The sequence below is a fragment of the Methylobacterium sp. WL18 genome, assembly GCF_008040015.1.
In the GTDB taxonomy this organism is placed as follows: Bacteria; Pseudomonadota; Alphaproteobacteria; order Rhizobiales; family Beijerinckiaceae; genus Methylobacterium; species Methylobacterium mesophilicum.
In genome coordinates, this window is record NZ_VRVD01000057.1 from 1 (window position 1) to 15883 (window position 15883).

Genomic DNA, 15883 nt, shown 5'->3' on the forward strand with positions numbered 1-15883 from the left:
TTCCCGTGGCCGAGGTCCGGCCCGGCACGGCCTCGCCGCACCGGCTCCTGGCGCCCTGGCTCGACCGCGATCCGAAGGAAATTCGGGTCGTGCTCGGCCCGCAGGACGACTATTTCGCCTCCGATCAGCTCAATGCCTTCCTGGCCGGGCCCTGGACCGTCTCGCCGCGCGGCGACCGCATGGCCTGCTTCCTCGACGGCGCACCGCTCAGGCATGCCAAGGGTCACGACATCGTCTCGGACGGCGTGGCGATGGGCGCGATCCAGGTGCCCGGCAACGGCCTGCCGATCATCCTGATGGCCGACCGGCAATCCACCGGCGGCTATCCGAAGATCGCCACCGTGATCGGGCCGGATCTCGGGCGCCTCGCTCAGGCGCAGGGCGGGACCATGCTGTCGTTCCGGAGCCTCACCGTGGCGGAGGCGGTAACCGCGCGCCGAAACGAGCGCGAGGCGTTGCGGGAGCCGGTGCGGCGTGATCCGGTGGTCCGCACGGATTTCGCCTCCGATTTCCTGTTGGGCCTCAACCTCGTCGGCGGCGTCACCGACGGGCGGGCCTGACGGTCTGCACGCAACGGTGGTCCGCAGCCTGGCGCGAACGCGTATCATGTTGGGCTGCCTGATTCCGGCGGCCCGGATTCGAACCGAGAAAGAGAGAGCCTTCCCGCATGGCGCACGCCGTCACAGCCTCTGGCACGCCCCCCCTGCGCACCAACGAGCCCCTGAACGCGGACAGCGTCCGCCGCGCCCGCATCGACCTCTCCGCCTGCCTGCGCTGGGCTGCGCGCAACGGCCTCGAAGAAGGGATCTGCAACCACTTCTCGGCGGTGCTGCCGGAGCGTCCAGACCTGTTCCTGGTCAACCCCTACGGCCTGGCCTTCGCCGAGGTGACGGCGTCGAGTCTGCTCCTGTGCGATTTTCACGGAAACGTCGTCGAGGGCGACGGCCAGCCTGAGGCGACGGCCTTCCATATCCATGCCGAGCTGCACCGGCTGAAGCCGAACGCCCGGGCCGCCTTCCACACCCACATGCCCTACGCGACGGCGCTCGCCATGCTGGAGGGGCAGCCGCTGCTCTGGGCCGGGCAGACCGCCCTGCGCTTCTACGGCCGCATCGCCGTGGATGAGGATTACAACGGGCTGGCACTCGATTCGAGCGAGGGCGAACGGATCGCCCGGAGTGCCGGCGAGGCCGACGTGGTGTTCCTGAAGAACCACGGCGTCATGGTGCTGGGCGAGACCATCGCGGAGGCCTGGGACGACCTCTACTACCTGGAGCGCGCCGCCCAGGCGCAGGTGCTCGCCATGAGCACGGGCCGCGCCCTCAAGATCGTCCCCGAGGCGATCGTGAAGCACGTGGCCGCGCAGGAGGCGGCCGGCCGCGCCGAGAGCGCGCGCCTGCACCTCGAAAGCGTCAAGCGGGTGCTGGCCCGGGACGAGCCGGCCTTCCTGGCCTGAACGTCCGTCACGGCGCTGCGCGGATGCGGTCAAGCAGCACCGCGTCGGCGTAGCCATCCGCCGGCAGACCCTGCGAGCACTGGTAGGCCCGCAGGGCCGCCCGGGTCTTCGGGCCGATCTTCCCGTCGACGCCGCCGGTGGCGTAGCCGCGCTCGATCAGCCGGGTCTGGAGGTCGCGGCGTTCGTCCCCGGTGAGCGGCCGGTCGCCCCGGGGCCAGTCGCGCGACAGACCCGGATCGCCGCGCAGGCGGTCCGACAGCAGCGCCACGGTCAGGCCGTAGGCCAACGCCGTGTTGTAACGCAGGATCACGGAGAAGTTCGGTCGGAGCAGGAAGGCGGGCCCGCGGAGTCCCGCGGGCAGGATCAGGGTCGCCGTCGCGGCCTCGTCCGGGAAGGGGCGATCCCGTGTGGGCTTCACGCCGAGGTCCCGCCACGCCGCAAGGCTGCGCGGCGTAATCTCGTCGGCGAGCGCGGCGTCGAACCCGTCCGGCAGCACCACCTCATAGCCCCAGCCCTCGCCGGTTCGCCAGCCGTGATCGCGCAGGTAATTCGCCGTGGAAGCGAGCGCGTCCGGGGCCGAGGTCCAGATGTCCCGCTTCCCGTCGCCGTCGAAATCCACCGCGTAGCGCTGGTAGACGCTGGGCATGAACTGGGTATGGCCCATCGCGCCGGCCCAGGACCCGGTCAGGCCGCCGGGCATGCGGTCGAGGGGCGCCTCGCCGCGGGCGACGATCTGCAGGGCGGCGGTCAGCTCGTCGCGCCAGTAGGACGCCCGGGTGGGGTCCCCGCAGCTGAGCGTCGCGAGCGCGCGCACCACGGGCCGCACCACGGCGCTGTTGTCGAGCACGGCGCCGTAGCTCGATTCGACGCCCCAGAAGGCCATCAGGGTGTAGCGGTCGACGCCGTACTGAGCCTCGATGGCCGCCAGCGGCGCCGCCAGTTCCACGAGCTTGCGCTGACCGGCCTCGATCCGCGCCGGAGTCACGCTGGCTTCGATGTAGTCCCAGATCGGCCGGACGAACTCACCCTGATTCTGCGTTGCGGCCAGCACGTCCGGGTCGGGCTGCAGGTCGCCCAGTTGCGCCTGCGCGACGGCTTGTGGGACTTCGTGCGCGGCAGCCCAGGCGATGAGGTCGGTGCGGCAGGTTTCGAAGGACGGGGTCGGCACGGACGACGGGACCGCCTCCGGTGCCGCGACGGCCAGCGCCGGAGCCAGCGCCAGGCCTGCGATCCCAAGCTTGAGAGCGCGAAAGCCCGTATGCCTGCCTCGCTGCGATGTGGAAGCCGACATGATGCGATCGTCCAACGGCGTCTCCGGCTCCAAGCCTGACATGCAGCTCAGATCAAACGCTGATCCGCCGTCATTGCGCGCGCAGCGACGAATCCCGTCGAGCAAGCCACCGGCTCGACCCAACCGTCTTACCGGCTGAGCCGGGCGGTTTCCAGGGATCGGCGGCCGGTGTCCGCATGGGCTTCGTTCGGCAGGCGCCCTACTTCCAACCTGCGACATCCGGCGGAGGCCCCATCGTGAAGCGACCCACCCCGTGGGCGATCTGCGCAGCAGGCCTGCTGGCGGCCGGCCCGGCCTGCGCCCTCGAAGTCACCCGCAGCCGCGACATCCCGGCACCGCCCGCCGCGGTCTGGGCGCTGATCGGCGATTTCTGCGCGATCGGCCTGTGGCACCCGCAGGTCGAACGCTGCATCCTGTCGCGCGAGGACGACGACGACGGCATCCGCGCACAGATCCGCGGCCTGGTGGCGAAGGGCGGCCTCGGTACGATCGTCGAGGTCGAGACCGCCCGCGACGAGGCGGCCATGAGCTACAGCTACAGCTTCATCCAGGGCCCGCTGCCGGTGCGCGCCTACAACGCGACCCTGGCGGTCCGCCCGAACGGCGCGGGCTCCACGGTGGTCTGGACCGCGACCTTCGACGCCGAGGGCATGAGCGACGCCGACGCCCTCAAGGATATCACCGGCATCTATGATGACGGGCTCGCCGGCATCGCCCGGGAGGTCGCCAGGTAGGAGACGGTCCGAGCGGCGAATTTATCCGGACCGCCAGAAAACGCTCGCCTCCGTGCTCATCCTTACCAATGTGGGGGCCATCGGCGGGCCCGATCGCCCGGCCGATTCCCGGAGATCGTCTTCATGGCAGAGGCCCGCATGCGCCGTCACCGCCACGCCAAGATCGTCGCCACCGTCGGCCCGGCCAGTTCGGCACCCGACCGATTGCGCGACTTGTTCCTCGCCGGCGTCGACACCTTCCGGCTCAACTTCAGCCACGGCGTGCAGGACGACCACGCCAAGGTCCACGCGGCGATCCGCGCCCTCGAGCGGGAGGTCGGCCGCCCGATCGGCATCCTGCAGGACCTGCAGGGACCGAAGATCCGCATCGGCACGCTGCAGGGCGGACGCCAGGATCTCGTCGCCGGGGAGACGATCCGCTTCGTCCTCGAGGGGGCCGAGGGCGACAAGCAGGCGATCCCGCTCCACCACCCGGAAATCTTCACCGCGGTGGTGCCCGGACAGGAACTCCTGATCGACGACGGGCGGGTGCGGGTCCGCGTCCTCGGGCCGGAGCGACACGCGATCACCGCCGAGGTGATCACGGGCGGCGTCATCTCGAACCGCAAGGGTGTCAACCTGCCGGGAACGCTCCTGGACCTGTCGCCTCTCACCGAGAAGGACCGTGCGGACCTCGCCTTTGGGCTCGACCTCGGCGTCGACTGGGTCGCCCTGTCCTTCGTCCAGAAGCCGTCCGACCTGATCGAGGCGCGCGGGATCATCGGCGACCGGGCCGGTATCATGTCGAAGATCGAGAAGCCGCAGGCGCTGGAGCGGATCGACGACATCATCCGGCTTTCAGATGCCGTGATGGTCGCCCGGGGCGATCTCGGCGTCGAGATCCCGCACGAGGACGTGCCCGGGCGGCAGAAGGAGTTGATCCGCGCCTGTCGGCTCGCCGTGAAGCCCGTGATCGTGGCGACCCAGATGCTCGACTCGATGGTCCAGGCCCCCGCCCCGACCCGCGCCGAGGCGTCGGATGTCGCGACGGCGATCTACGACGGCGCCGACGCGGTGATGTTGTCGGCGGAATCGGCCACCGGCAAGTACCCGGTCGAGGCCGTGTCGATGATGGACCGGATCATCCGCAGCGTGGAGGGGCACAAGCTCTACCACTCGATCGTGGCGGCCTCCGAGCCCGGCGAGGAGGAGACCCCGCCCCATGCCGTGGCCACCGCCACCGCGGACCTGGCCGAGGCGGTGCGCGCCAGTGCGATCGTGACCTACACCACCAGCGGGACGACGGCCGCCCGGGTCGCGCGCAAGCGCCCCGCCTCGTCGATCCTGGCGCTGACCCCGAGTCTCGCCACCTCGCGGCGCCTGTGCCTGCTCTGGGGGGCACACAGCGTCCTCACCGACGACGTCGATTCCTACGAGGAGATGACCGCCAAAGCAGGCGAGTACGCGCGGGCGGAAGGTTTCGCCAAGCCGAACGACATCATCGTCGTGACGGCCGGCATCCCGTTCCACACTGTTGGGAACACCAACAACATCCGGCTGATGCAGGTCTGACGCCGTTCAGCGGGGAACGCCGCGCGCGCATCGCCCGTTAATGGGCAAGCTGCGCCGTTTTGGCGCGAACGCCGGGAGAGACCCATGAGCCTGATCGGACGCATCGTCACCAAGCTTCTCGGCAACGAGAACCGCCCCCTCGACCGCGACGACCGGAACGCCAGCACCGCGACGCCGATCGGTCGCCTGGTCACCAAGATCCTGGGCAAGTAACCTCAGTCGCCGCGCCGCGCGCCCGCTCGGGTGCGCGGCGTTGCTGTTCGCATCCGTCAGTTCGCGACCGCCGCCGCGGTCTGCTTGAGCGTCGGCGAGGCCGGGATGGTGTGCTGCCAGAAGGTGCCGGTCCGGCCCTTTTCGAGACCCTCCTGATAGAGGGCCCGCATGTAGGCGGTGTCGAAGCCTTTCGCGGCTGAGGCCTTCGGGCCGTTCTCGTCGATATAGGTGAGGTTGAAGCTCATCCCGTTGCTGCGGGCCAGCGCGTAGGTCGCGGTCAGCGTGGCGCGTGAGCGGGCGCGGCTCGCCGTCGTGAACGAGCGCTCGACGATGGACAGGGTGTTGTCCTTCGTCACTTCGAAGTCCGGCTCCAGCCGGCCGTTGATCACCACGTAGATGTTGGCCTTGCCGCCGGTGCGGATCTTCCCGTCGCGCAGCAGAAGCGTCTGCGGCAGCGTGAACACCGGGGTGACCACGGACCCGTCGACATGCATTTCCTGGAACCGCGCGTCGGCGGCGGTCACGTCGATCATCTGCGGCGGGAACACCGCCGGGACGCTGGCGGAGGCGGCCAGCACGTCGCGGAACAGATCGAGGGCGTTCGGCGCACCGCTCGACGCGATGGCGCCCATGTTCCAGATCACCGAGCGCTGCGAATCGAGGTTGGTCGTTACGACCATGAGGCGGCGCCCCTTGGAGTGCTCCTCGGCGATGGCGGTGAGCAGTTCCGGGGTGACGTAGCGGGCGATCAGGTTGCGCAGGCGCCCGTCGCCGAACAGGCCGGAGCCGAACAGGATGTTTGAGATGCTGGGCGACGTCACGAGTTCGCCGGCCACGCCGCTGGTGTAGAACTCGGTCAGGTACGCGTCGTAGACCGGCCCCAGGAACGCGAAGGGGGCGATCAGCGCCCCGGTCGACACGCCGGAGACCAGCGTGAATTCCGGGCGCGTGCCCGAGGCTGTCCAGCCGTTCAGGACGCCGGCCCCGTAGGCGCCGTCGCCGCCGCCGCCCGACAGCGCCAGATAGTTGAAGCCCGCGGAACGGCGCAGCGGATTGCCGGCGAGTTCGGCGATCGTATCGACCGATGCGTCGGCGTAGACGCGCGCGCCCGGTATCCCGGGCACGCTGGCGAGCGCCGCCTGCTCGGCGGTGTAGGCGGTGCGCGGGACGCTGCCGCAGGCCGCGACCTGGCCGGCCAGCCCGAGCGCGAGCAACACGCGCAGACCCCCCTGACGGTAACCCATCGTCCTCACCTCGGAAAACAGCAACGCTTGCCCCTTCTGCCACAAGGAAGCAGCTCGGCCGTGACCTCGTTCCGGCTAAGCTTAGCATTCGGTACGATTGTGATGCGATTACGTCGGCCTGTGACGCCCGCGACACGTGACGTCGGGGTGCGCGACGCCCCCCGGCGGCGGTAACCACCTTCCGAGGCCGACCGGTCATTGCCGGTGGACAGGGGGCGACTCGGGCAACGGGCCGCCCTTGCAAGCGCCGCGAGCGCCGCGCTAGGGTCCGGCCGTGGCCTGACGAGACAGGGTGTCGCACGTGGTGCGGCAGCCGACGCGCACGGGTGACGCGCACGGGTGTTGTTCGCACGGCTCTTATGAGCTGCGAGGGTCTTGATCGGCCCGGAACGCATAGCGTCACCTCGGCAGAGCGCGCGGGCCGCAGGGGCGGAGGGGGACTATGGAAGCGGGCCTGAGCTGGACAGATGATCGCGTGGCGCTCCTGCGCCGGCTGTGGGAAGACGGGCAGAGCGCGAGCAAGATCGCGGCGCAGCTCGGCGGCGTCACCCGCAACGCGGTGATCGGCAAGGTGCATCGCCTCGGCCTGGGTGGTCGCGCCCGGGGTGCCGAGGAGGCTCCCGCTTCGACGCCGACCCCCAAGGCCGTCGAGATCGAGACCGCCATCGCGGTGGTCGAGACGCAGGCTCCTGAGCCGGTGGCGATCCTATCGCATCGTCCGGCACCGGTCTTCCCGACGCCCGCTCCCGCCCCCGAGCCGGTGGCGCTGGCGGTGTCGAAGCGGGTCACGATCATGGACCTGCGGGAATCGATGTGCCGCTGGCCGCTGGGCGATCCGACCACGCCGGAATTCCGGTTCTGCGGCGCCCGCTCGATCACCGGGCTGCCGTACTGCACCCACCACGCCGAGATCGCCTACCAGCCCGCAGCCGAGCGCAAGCGCGACCGCCGCGTCGCCTCGTTCCGGTAGGGACAGGGCGTCAGCGGACCGGAACGCCTGTCTCGTTGAGATAGCGCAGGGTGCCGGGGCTGAGCCGGGATGCCGGCACGACCCCGACGAGATTTCTTGGATGGGTGTCGGCACCTTGTGGATGCCGCGCGGCCATGTCGGTCCGGGCCAGGGTGCGGACGATCCGCAAGGCCGTCTCCGGTTCGAAGCCGGGCCGCGCCAGGATGAGACTCCAGGAGCCCACCGTCTCGATCGCGGCGGGCTGACCTGCGAAGCTGCAGGCCGGCACGGTCAGGCGCTTGAGGGCCGTGCCGGGTTGCGCGAGGCGCGCGATACCGGCCTCGGACGGCCCGAAGAAGCGCGCGCCGCCCGGCGCTTTCGCCATCGCCACGAAACCCGGCCATCCCAGACCGCCGCCCCAGAGCGCGTCGGCACGACCATCCTGAACCATGGGCGGCCCGTCGCCCGCTCGGTCGAGCAGGATCGGGCGGATGTCGCGCGCCGGGTCGAGACCCGAGGCTTCGAGGACGCTGCGGCCCATGACGGTCAATCCGGAATTGTGCGTGCCCAGCACCACGGTTCGCCCGCGCAGATCCACGACGGCCTGGATCGGGCTTCCCGCCGGGACGGCGAACAGCCCCGGCGTGGGATACATCGGCGCCAGGACCGTGAGGTCCCCGGGCTCGGCCAATGCGGGATAGGCGTATTCTCCCTGGACCAGCGCCAGATCGACCCGGCCGGCCCGCAGGAGGGCGACATTCTCCGCCGATCCGCCGCTGGCGCGCGTCTCGATGGTCAGCTCGGGATCCGCCGCCTTGATCGCCGCCGCGAAGGCATCCCCGAAAGCGGGGAAGCCGCCGCCGGCCGTTGCGGTGGCGAGCACGACGCGCACCGGCTCCGCGGCCCGCGCGGTTCGGGTGACGAGAAGGCCGAGAGCCGCCGTGAGAGCCACGCGGCGAGTCGCTGTGGCACAATCGCGTTCCATATGGGACCTCGATCCGAAAGCTTACCTCGATCACGTCCGGAGAAAGATATTCCACAAAACGATTGCGCGTCAGCGACGGTCTCCCATATTCGCCTGCAATCCACGGAATCTGCAAAAAGAACTTTCGTGCAGGCCACTTAGCCCAATTGCCCCGGGTTCGGCGACGCGATATCGCAGCCTCCTGTCCACCGGTCGGCCGAGGCACCCCTTGGCCTGGACCGCACGGACCCGACATCAGTTCGACCCGTCACCTGCAGGAGTTCCGCGATGGCCGATTCCCTCAACGCGCCGGCGAAGGTCGGCCACGGCCGTGTCTACGGCTCGATCACCGAGACCATCGGCAACACCCCGCTGGTGCGCCTCAACCGCCTGCCCAAGGAGCACGGCGTCGATGCCGAGATCCTGCTGAAGCTCGAGTTCTTCAACCCGATCGCCAGCGTGAAGGACCGGATCGGCGTCAACATGATCGACGCCCTCGAGGCCTCGGGCAAGCTGCAACCCGGCGGTACGCTGGTCGAGCCGACATCCGGCAATACCGGGATCGCGCTGGCCTTCGTGGCCGCGGCCCGCGGCTACCGGCTGATCCTGGTGATGCCCGAGACGATGTCCATCGAGCGGCGCAAGATGCTGGCGTTCCTCGGCGCTGAGCTGGCGCTCACCCCGGGCGCGCAGGGCATGAAGGGCGCCATCGCCAAGGCCGAGGAACTGCTGAAGGAGATCCCTGGCTCGGTGATGCCGCAGCAATTCTCGAACCCGGCCAACCCGGAGATCCACCGGAAGACCACCGCCGAGGAGATCTGGACCGACACGGGCGGCAAGCTCGACGCGTTCGTGGCCGGCGTCGGCACCGGCGGGACCGTGACCGGCGTCGGCGAAGTCTTGAAGCCGCGCCTGCCGGGCCTGCAGGTGTTCGCCGTCGAGCCGGTGGATTCCCCGGTCATCTCCGGCGGCCAGCCCGGTCCGCACAAGATCCAGGGTATCGGCGCGGGCTTCATCCCTGGAAACCTGCACACGGACATCCTGGACGGCGTGCTCAAGGTCTCCAACGACACCGCCTTCGAGACGTCGCGGGCGCTGGCCCGCCTTGAGGGCATACCGGGTGGCATCTCCACCGGCGGCAACGTCGCGGCGGCACTGGAGCTGGCGAAGCGGCCGGAGTTCCAGGGCAAGCGGATCGTCACGATCGCCTGCTCGTTCGCCGAGCGCTACATCTCGTCGGCCCTGTTCGACGGAATCGGCTGATCCGCCATCGCTGCGGCGCGCAGCCCGCGCCGCATCTTGGGTGTCAGGCGGCATTGGCTCTTCGGAGGCGGTGCGGCCTTTCTTTTCAAGGCGTCACCCTGGCACAGCGGATGGCCGAATGGCCGTTTCGTCATGAGAGTTTGCACGACGATCTCACCGCCGCCCGGCCAATTTTCCTCAATCACCTTAAGGCAGTATTGTTTTTTTATTTACGAGAAAATGGCTTAATTAAATAGTTAATTGCGCGCGATTATAAGTCTGACGCGGATCTATACAGTCAAACTACGTCTTCGCGTCATTGGTTGCACACGTGCCGCAAGAGGGCCATCACTTGCGGCAATCTTGGAAAACCTTCGCGCATGGGTCATCTGAGTCCCGGGTTGCTGGCGCGCCGCGGGCGGCCTGACGACAAGACGGATCTGTCCGCATGCGCTGGCTTCTCGTTCTCCTCGGCTGTCTCGTTGCCCCGGCCGCACAGGCGCAGGGCTTCGTCAGTCACGACCTCACGGGCTTCGTAGACCCAATTCGCGTCGCGATCGGCAGCAATGCGGCGGTGCAGGCGACACCGCTCGACCTCAACCTGACCTGCGCCTCGTGCAAGGGGTCACCGTCCGTCGAGATACAGGTCGGACGCTCGACTGACGGGACCGAGAAGCGCGTACGATCCGGGGAGACATCCCTGGCGAAACTCGAATCGCTCTGCATCAAGCAGAACCCCGATTGCCGCCTCTCGGCCCTGCCGGTCAGTCCGGCGGTCGGGTGGATCACCGTCTATGCCTTGGCGAATGGCGGGGGGTCGACCGCGGTGATCCTGCGCGACGGCGACCTGCTGACGATCCAGGCCCGGGCGGACAATCCCGGGCATGCCAAGGATTCGGTGCTGGCGCTGACGCAGAACGTTGTCCCGAAGATCGTGGGCCCCTGAGGCATAGGTCGCACGACCAACCCGAGCCGGAACGGCCGGCCCGACGCAACCCTGGTCACCCGCCCCCGTTGTCCCGCCACAGCGTGACGCACGAGAGGCATGAGCCATGGCAGATCAGACGAAACGGCCGTCGTTGAAGGATTTCGACGCTCATGCCGACCGCAACGGCCAGGACCTCGGCCAGGACTCGCCCCTCGACGTGGGATTGGCGGCCAACACACAAGCGGACCTCAAGCGTGATCCGGCCGGCGACGCGGAGGCAGCCCGGATCGCGTCCGGAACGCCCGGATCGGATGCCACGGATGCCACCGAGGCCGAGACCCCCCCGGAGAACCTGAAGAAGCTTCAGGGCGATTTCGGCACGGGCGCGAATATGACCAAGGCCATCGACCGTGCCACCGCGGCGGTCGGCCAGGACGACGGGAAGCGCTGATGGCCCGACTCACCAGCGATTCCGGCACGGTGACCCGCAAGCCCGACGATACGGTCGGCACACCGGGTGAACACCCTGCGGGTGGCGGTCATCAAACTTCCGAACAGGCGGCGATCACCGATATGGGCGGGGGCGGCGCGCCGAAGACCGAGCCGAAGGAAGGCTGGGGCAAATCCGGCGAGGCCGGACGGGCACCGCCCGCGGTCGGTGGTTCCTCAGGCGGTCATTCGGACCAGAAAGCGTCCCGCGGCCCCGCCGCCGATGAGAAAGTCGCGAACGGCCATTATCGCGTCGAGCAGGAGAATCAATCGTGAGCGAGCGCGAAGATCCGAAGCCGAAGAAGCCGGCCAACGTTGCCCCCGACGCGGTGAAGGACCCGAACGAGAAGACAGACGGAAAGCCCGGGATGGGGCCCCAGGGCGGAGACAGCCAGAACGACGAGACCGATCCGGGCAGCAGCTGAGAGCCCGTTCACGGAGAGGTGGCGATGGGATTGGGCCTCTTCGCCACCGGCAGATTGTCGCTAGAAAGTTACGGCGTTGAAGCGTGCCGGTCTGGTGCCGAACGTTTCGGGGCTAGTGAAAGTCGTAGCGGCCGGAGCGGACATCATTCACCGATCACGCAGCAGATGCGCCCCCGATGCTTACGACACGCCAAAACTGAGCGGCTCGACGGACAGCACGACCTCATCCGGACGGCAGCCGGTCTCGGCGCAGGCGTAACGGATGGCGTCGCGTTGGGTGCGGAACAGCCCCCCTGCCCTGCCGCCGATCTCTACGGCGATCCAGCGACCGTCTCCGTCCTGACCGACCCGAAAGGGTGCGGCGGGACAAACGTGCTGACTGGCATGCGTGGCGATGGGCATCGGTGTCACAGGGTTCACGCGGCCCGGACCGGACGGGCTGCCGGGCGATCTGGCCCGGTAGTGCCGTTCGGTGGGTCAACCAGGGACTAACCTAAAGTCCCGTCGGCAACCGGAGCTGAGTGCCCGGTTGCCGCGCATTCAGCTCAAGCGGCGGTGTCTTTCGAGGACCGCTCGACGCGCTTGCGGTCGTTCGGGTCCAGCACCGTCTTGCGCAGCCGAATCGACTTCGGCGTCACCTCGACCAGCTCGTCGTCCTGGATCCAGGCGAGCGAGCGCTCCAGGGTCATGCGGATCGGCGGCGTCAGGCGCACAGCCTCGTCCTTCGAGGTGGTGCGGATGTTGGTGAGCTTCTTGCCCTTGAGCACGTTCACCTCGAGGTCGTTCTCGCGGTTGTGCTCGCCGATGATCATGCCCTGATAAACCTTCCAGCCGGGCTCGATCATCATCGGGCCGCGGTCCTCGAGGTTCCACATGGCGTAGGCCACGGCCTCGCCCTTGTCGTTGGAGATCAGCACGCCGTTGCGGCGGCCCGCGATCTCGCCCTTGAAGGGCTCGTAGGCCTTGAACAGGCGGTTCATGATCGCCGTGCCGCGGGTGTCGGTCAGCAGCTCGCCCTGGTAGCCGATCAGGCCGCGGGTCGGGGCGTGGAACACGAGGCGCAGGCGATCGCCACCCGAAGGCCGCATCTCCAGCATCTCGGCCTTCCGCTCCGACATCTTCTGGACGACGACGCCGGAATGCTCCTCGTCGACGTCGATCACGACCTCCTCGATCGGCTCGAGAAGCTCACCGTTCTCGTCCTTCTCGAAGACGACGCGGGGACGGGAGACCGCGATCTCGAAGCCCTCGCGCCGCATCGTCTCGATCAGGATGGCGAGCTGAAGCTCACCGCGGCCGGACACGTAGAACGAGTCCTTGTCGGCCGCTTCCTCGATCTTGAGCGTGACGTTGCCCTCGCCCTCCTTGAACAGGCGGTCGCGGATCATGCGGCTGGTGACCTTGTCACCCTCGGTGCCGGCGAGCGGCGAATCGTTGACGATGAACGACATGGTCACGGTCGGCGGATCGATCGGCTGGGCCTGGATCGGGGTGTCCACCTGCGGGTCGCAGAACGTGTCGGCCACCGTGCCCTTGATCAGGCCGGCGATGGAGACGATGTCGCCCGCCTCGCCGATATCGATCGGCGCGCGCTCCAGGCCCCGGAAGGCCAGGATCTTCGAGACGCGGCCGGTCTCGACCACCTTGCCGTCCCGCGACAGCACCTTGATTTGCTGGTTCGGCTTGACGGTGCCGGAGGCGATGCGGCCGGTGATGATGCGGCCGAGGAACGGGTTGGCCTCCAGCAGGGTCCCGAGCATCCGGAACGGACCCTCCTCGACGCGCGCCGGCGGCACGTGCTTGAGCACGAGTTCGAACAGCGGCTTGAGGCCCACCGACGGATCCGCCTCGGGGGCGTCGGCCATCCAGCCGTTGCGGCCGGACCCGTACAGGATCGGGAAGTCGAGCTGCTCGTCGGTGGCGTCGAGCGCCGCGAACAGGTCGAACACCTCGTTCACGACTTCGTTGATGCGCGCATCCGGACGATCGACCTTATTGATCGCCACGATCGGGCGGAGACCGATCTTGAGGGCCTTGCCGACCACGAACTTGGTCTGGGGCATCGGCCCCTCGGCGGCATCCACCAGCACGATCACGCCATCGACCATCGACAGGATGCGCTCGACTTCACCACCGAAATCGGCGTGGCCAGGGGTGTCGACGATGTTGACGCGGGTGTCCTCCCACACGACCGAGGTCGCCTTGGCCAGGATCGTGATGCCACGTTCCTTCTCCAAGTCGTTGGAGTCCATCGCCCGCTCCTCGACCCGCTGATTCTCGCGGAAGGTGCCGGATTGGGCCAGCAGCTTGTCGACGAGCGTCGTCTTGCCGTGGTCGACGTGGGCAATGATGGCGATGTTGCGCAGATTCATGGTGGCCCGAAACGGGTTGTGCCGGCTCCCTGGCGGCCGCGCGGCGCGGCCGTCCGCGCCGGGTGAGGTACGGAGTCGTGGTGGTTGCGTCGCAATATAAGCCCGCGCGCCCCGCGGCAAGGCCGCCGCACGCATGCCGGTGTATTACGGAACGCCCATACCCCAATAAACCACAGGTCGCGACAGAGAATTCACTGGCGGGAGAAACCGGAAATCGCGCGCTCGCACACGTGTATCTTCGTGGACCCCGCGCTCGGTGATTTTCGGGCGCCGTTCCACTGGCGATTGGCCGTCGTCCGCGCGGACCGGCGGGCGGTGGCGATTCGCCGCCCCTCCCCGCTCTACGGCGGGCTTGGCATACGGGCCGAAACGCGCGGAGGCGACCACGATGCACGGAAAGGTAGCAGGCGAGACAGCACTCGGTAGCGGCATGGATGCGTCGGCCGCCCGCCTCGATTAAGCGCGGCGTCGCTCACGTTGCCCGCTACCGCTGGTGCGGCCGAGATGCACCGGCCGGAGCTTGCGCGTTCACGGCGACCTGACGCGGCCGCTCCGATCCGCGGCGGCGTACGGACATGCTGTCCGCGCGGGTAGCGGTTCCGTGATCGCTGGGTGCCGCCGCGCGGCCGGCATGCCCTATATGACGCCGCGATGACGCTGCCGGCCCTCCTCAGGTCAGCGATGTCACCGTGACGCCGCGCGGCCGATCTCGCGTGTCTTCGAGCCCGATGGATGGAACCGCGTCGTTCGATGGAGTTTTCGCTCAGATCTGTGCGTGCGCGCACACCCGGCTCGCATCGATTTCGCCAGGACGGGCTTTCACCGGACGGATCCGATGCGCGAGCTTGAGCCGCGGCTCTTCCCGTATATCTGGCGCTACTCGAAGGCCGACCAGCTCAAGATCTGCGCGGTGGTCCTGGCCTCGCTGCCGTTCTACTTCGCCTCCCTCGATCTGCCCAAGCGCATCGTCAACGATGCCATCACCGGCAAGGCCTTCGCGCACGGCGAGGCGACCGCTCCCTTCCTGGAGATCACGGTCGATTGGCCGGACCTGCTGGGCGGCGGGACGACGCGGCTGTTCGAGGGCTTCCAGTTCGACCGATTCGAGCTGCTGCTGGGCCTCTCGACCCTGTTCCTGACGCTCGTCCTGATCAATGGTGCCTTCAAGTTCTGGATCAACCTGCAGAAGGGAATTCTCGGCGAGCGGATGCTGCGCCGCCTGCGCTTCCAGCTGTTCTCCCTGATGCTGCGCTTCACCCCGGAGGCGCAGCGTGAGGTGAAATCCTCAGAGACGGCGACGATCATCCGGGACGAGGTCGAGCCGATCGGCTCGTTCATTGGCGACGCGATCGTGGTGCCGGTCTTCCTCGGCACCCAGGCGGCCACCGCGCTCGCCTTCATCATGATGCAGAACATCTGGCTCGGCCTCGCAGCCGGCGGGATGGTGGCGGTGCAGATGACCGTGATCCCGCGCCTGCGGCGTCAGATCATCCTGCTCAGTCGCCAGCGCCAGATCGCCTCGCGCAACCTCGCGGGCCGGGTCGCCGAGGTGCTCGACGGCCTGCCGGCGGTGACACTCAACGACACCGGACGTTGGGAACGGGCTGAAATCGGCGGCCGGCTGTACAGCCTCTACGACCTGCGCCTGCGCATCTACCGGCGGAAATTCGCGGTCAAGTACCTGAACAACCTGCTCGCGCAGGTGACGCCGTTCCTGTTCTACGCCATCGGCGGCGTGTTCGCCCTCAAGGGCGAGCTCGATATCGGCCAGCTCGTGGCGGTGCTCGCCGCCTATCGCGATCTCCCGCCGCCCCTGAAGGAGCTGATCGACTGGGATCAGCAGCGCCTCGACGTCGAGGTGAAGTACGAGACCGTGGCGGCGCATTTCGGGCCGCAGCGCCTCCAGCCCGCGGAGCGGGACTCGCGGGCGACGCCGCCGCGCCTGGGCGGACCGCTGCGCGTGGAGGCGCTGGCGCTACGGGATCCCCAGGGGGGGCTGCCGATCGAGACGACGGACGTCGAGGC

17 protein-coding genes are annotated in these 15883 nt (G+C 68.5%); 12 read left to right on the forward strand and 5 right to left on the reverse strand.

Annotated elements, in window-relative coordinates; translation table 11 throughout:
- Together FV228_RS07695 and FV228_RS07700 are read left to right on the forward strand one after the other, a co-directional pair.
- On the forward strand, positions 1-560 hold a 560-nt coding region (locus FV228_RS07695; RefSeq protein WP_147854064.1), incomplete at its 5' end, for a biotin-dependent carboxyltransferase family protein.
- A gap of 107 nt (positions 561-667) precedes the next feature.
- On the forward strand, positions 668-1456 hold the full coding sequence (locus tag FV228_RS07700; RefSeq protein ID WP_147854065.1) for an aldolase: 789 nt from the start codon (positions 668-670) through the stop codon (positions 1454-1456).
- A 7-nt stretch (positions 1457-1463) separates the two neighbouring features.
- On the opposite strand, the gene FV228_RS07705 is transcribed toward FV228_RS07700, so the two are convergent.
- Positions 1464-2747, reverse strand: coding sequence for a lytic murein transglycosylase (locus tag FV228_RS07705; RefSeq protein WP_147854066.1), 1284 nt, complete (start codon positions 2745-2747; stop codon positions 1464-1466).
- Between the two features lie 236 nt (positions 2748-2983).
- On the opposite strand from FV228_RS07705, the gene FV228_RS07710 reads away from it, so the two are divergent.
- The 3 genes from FV228_RS07710 (at position 2984) to FV228_RS07720 (ending at position 5245) form a co-directional block, all read left to right on the forward strand.
- Positions 2984-3481: an SRPBCC family protein gene (locus FV228_RS07710; RefSeq protein WP_238259828.1), complete on the forward strand. Its 498-nt coding sequence runs from the start codon at positions 2984-2986 to the stop codon at positions 3479-3481.
- 138 nt (positions 3482-3619) lie between these two features.
- Positions 3620-5032, forward strand: a complete 1413-nt coding sequence (gene pyk / locus FV228_RS07715) for a pyruvate kinase (protein WP_147854078.1) — start codon at positions 3620-3622, stop codon at positions 5030-5032.
- A gap of 84 nt (positions 5033-5116) precedes the next feature.
- On the forward strand, positions 5117-5245 hold the full coding sequence (locus FV228_RS07720) for a TFIIS helical bundle-like domain containing protein (RefSeq protein ID WP_092042423.1): 129 nt from the start codon (positions 5117-5119) through the stop codon (positions 5243-5245).
- A 56-nt stretch (positions 5246-5301) separates the two neighbouring features.
- Here the strand turns inward: FV228_RS07720 and FV228_RS07725 are convergent, their stop codons facing one another.
- The gene (locus tag FV228_RS07725) at positions 5302-6489 is read right to left on the reverse strand and encodes a patatin-like phospholipase family protein (RefSeq protein ID WP_147854067.1); all 1188 of its coding nucleotides are present in this window, start codon (positions 6487-6489) and stop codon (positions 5302-5304) included.
- A 442-nt stretch (positions 6490-6931) separates the two neighbouring features.
- Here FV228_RS07725 and FV228_RS07730 point away from each other — a divergent pair, with 442 nt between their 5' ends.
- Positions 6932-7459, forward strand: coding sequence for a GcrA family cell cycle regulator (locus FV228_RS07730; RefSeq protein WP_147854068.1), 528 nt, complete (start codon positions 6932-6934; stop codon positions 7457-7459).
- 10 nt (positions 7460-7469) lie between these two features.
- Here the strand turns inward: FV228_RS07730 and FV228_RS07735 are convergent, their stop codons facing one another.
- Positions 7470-8390 (reverse strand): TAXI family TRAP transporter solute-binding subunit, encoded by a 921-nt coding sequence (locus FV228_RS07735; protein WP_246689900.1) that lies wholly within the window; start codon positions 8388-8390, stop codon positions 7470-7472.
- A 300-nt stretch (positions 8391-8690) separates the two neighbouring features.
- Here FV228_RS07735 and cysK point away from each other — a divergent pair, with 300 nt between their 5' ends.
- From cysK to FV228_RS32985, 5 genes are all read left to right on the forward strand, one after another.
- Positions 8691-9665: a cysteine synthase A gene (gene cysK, locus FV228_RS07740; RefSeq protein WP_147854070.1), complete on the forward strand. Its 975-nt coding sequence runs from the start codon at positions 8691-8693 to the stop codon at positions 9663-9665.
- Between the two features lie 427 nt (positions 9666-10092).
- Complete coding sequence (locus tag FV228_RS07745) at positions 10093-10590, forward strand: hypothetical protein (protein ID WP_147854071.1); 498 nt, start codon at positions 10093-10095, stop codon at positions 10588-10590.
- Between the two features lie 106 nt (positions 10591-10696).
- Positions 10697-11023, forward strand: a complete 327-nt coding sequence (locus FV228_RS07750; RefSeq protein WP_147854072.1) for a hypothetical protein — start codon at positions 10697-10699, stop codon at positions 11021-11023.
- Positions 11023-11337 (forward strand): hypothetical protein, encoded by a 315-nt coding sequence (locus tag FV228_RS07755; RefSeq protein WP_147854073.1) that lies wholly within the window; start codon positions 11023-11025, stop codon positions 11335-11337. The genes FV228_RS07750 and FV228_RS07755 overlap by 1 nt, the downstream gene beginning before the upstream one ends.
- Positions 11334-11486 (forward strand): hypothetical protein, encoded by a 153-nt coding sequence (locus FV228_RS32985; protein WP_187193374.1) that lies wholly within the window; start codon positions 11334-11336, stop codon positions 11484-11486. Before FV228_RS07755 ends, FV228_RS32985 begins: the two co-directional genes overlap by 4 nt.
- A gap of 180 nt (positions 11487-11666) precedes the next feature.
- Here FV228_RS32985 and FV228_RS07760 read toward each other — a convergent pair whose 3' ends face one another.
- Together FV228_RS07760 and typA are read right to left on the reverse strand one after the other, a co-directional pair.
- Positions 11667-11888, reverse strand: a complete 222-nt coding sequence (locus FV228_RS07760) for a DUF2188 domain-containing protein (protein ID WP_147854074.1) — start codon at positions 11886-11888, stop codon at positions 11667-11669.
- A 143-nt stretch (positions 11889-12031) separates the two neighbouring features.
- A complete protein-coding gene (typA, locus tag FV228_RS07765) occupies positions 12032-13858 on the reverse strand; it encodes a translational GTPase TypA (RefSeq protein WP_147854075.1) in 1827 nt (608 codons plus the stop codon).
- 835 nt (positions 13859-14693) lie between these two features.
- Here typA and FV228_RS07770 point away from each other — a divergent pair.
- Positions 14694-15883 (forward strand): ABC transporter transmembrane domain-containing protein (locus FV228_RS07770; protein WP_147854076.1); only part of this gene is annotated, 1190 nt, incomplete at its 3' end.

Bases quoted from the DNA above. Each gene is read 5' to 3' on its own strand.
- cysK (WP_147854070.1), top strand. From the start codon at position 8,691: ATGGCCGATTCCCTCAACGCGCCGGCGAAGGTCGGCCACGGCCGTGTC.
- FV228_RS07720 (WP_092042423.1), top strand. From the start codon at position 5,117: ATGAGCCTGATCGGACGCATCGTCACCAAGCTTCTCGGCAACGAGAAC.
- FV228_RS07760 (WP_147854074.1), bottom strand. From the start codon at position 11,888: ATGCCCATCGCCACGCATGCCAGTCAGCACGTTTGTCCCGCCGCACCC.
- FV228_RS07725 (WP_147854067.1), bottom strand. From the start codon at position 6,489: ATGGGTTACCGTCAGGGGGGTCTGCGCGTGTTGCTCGCGCTCGGGCTG.
- FV228_RS07750 (WP_147854072.1), top strand. From the start codon at position 10,697: ATGGCAGATCAGACGAAACGGCCGTCGTTGAAGGATTTCGACGCTCAT.
- pyk (WP_147854078.1), top strand. From the start codon at position 3,620: ATGCGCCGTCACCGCCACGCCAAGATCGTCGCCACCGTCGGCCCGGCC.
- FV228_RS07755 (WP_147854073.1), top strand. From the start codon at position 11,023: ATGGCCCGACTCACCAGCGATTCCGGCACGGTGACCCGCAAGCCCGAC.
- typA (WP_147854075.1), bottom strand. From the start codon at position 13,858: ATGAATCTGCGCAACATCGCCATCATTGCCCACGTCGACCACGGCAAG.
- FV228_RS07730 (WP_147854068.1), top strand. From the start codon at position 6,932: ATGGAAGCGGGCCTGAGCTGGACAGATGATCGCGTGGCGCTCCTGCGC.
- FV228_RS07745 (WP_147854071.1), top strand. From the start codon at position 10,093: ATGCGCTGGCTTCTCGTTCTCCTCGGCTGTCTCGTTGCCCCGGCCGCA.
- FV228_RS07700 (WP_147854065.1), top strand. From the start codon at position 668: ATGGCGCACGCCGTCACAGCCTCTGGCACGCCCCCCCTGCGCACCAAC.
- FV228_RS07705 (WP_147854066.1), bottom strand. From the start codon at position 2,747: ATGTCGGCTTCCACATCGCAGCGAGGCAGGCATACGGGCTTTCGCGCT.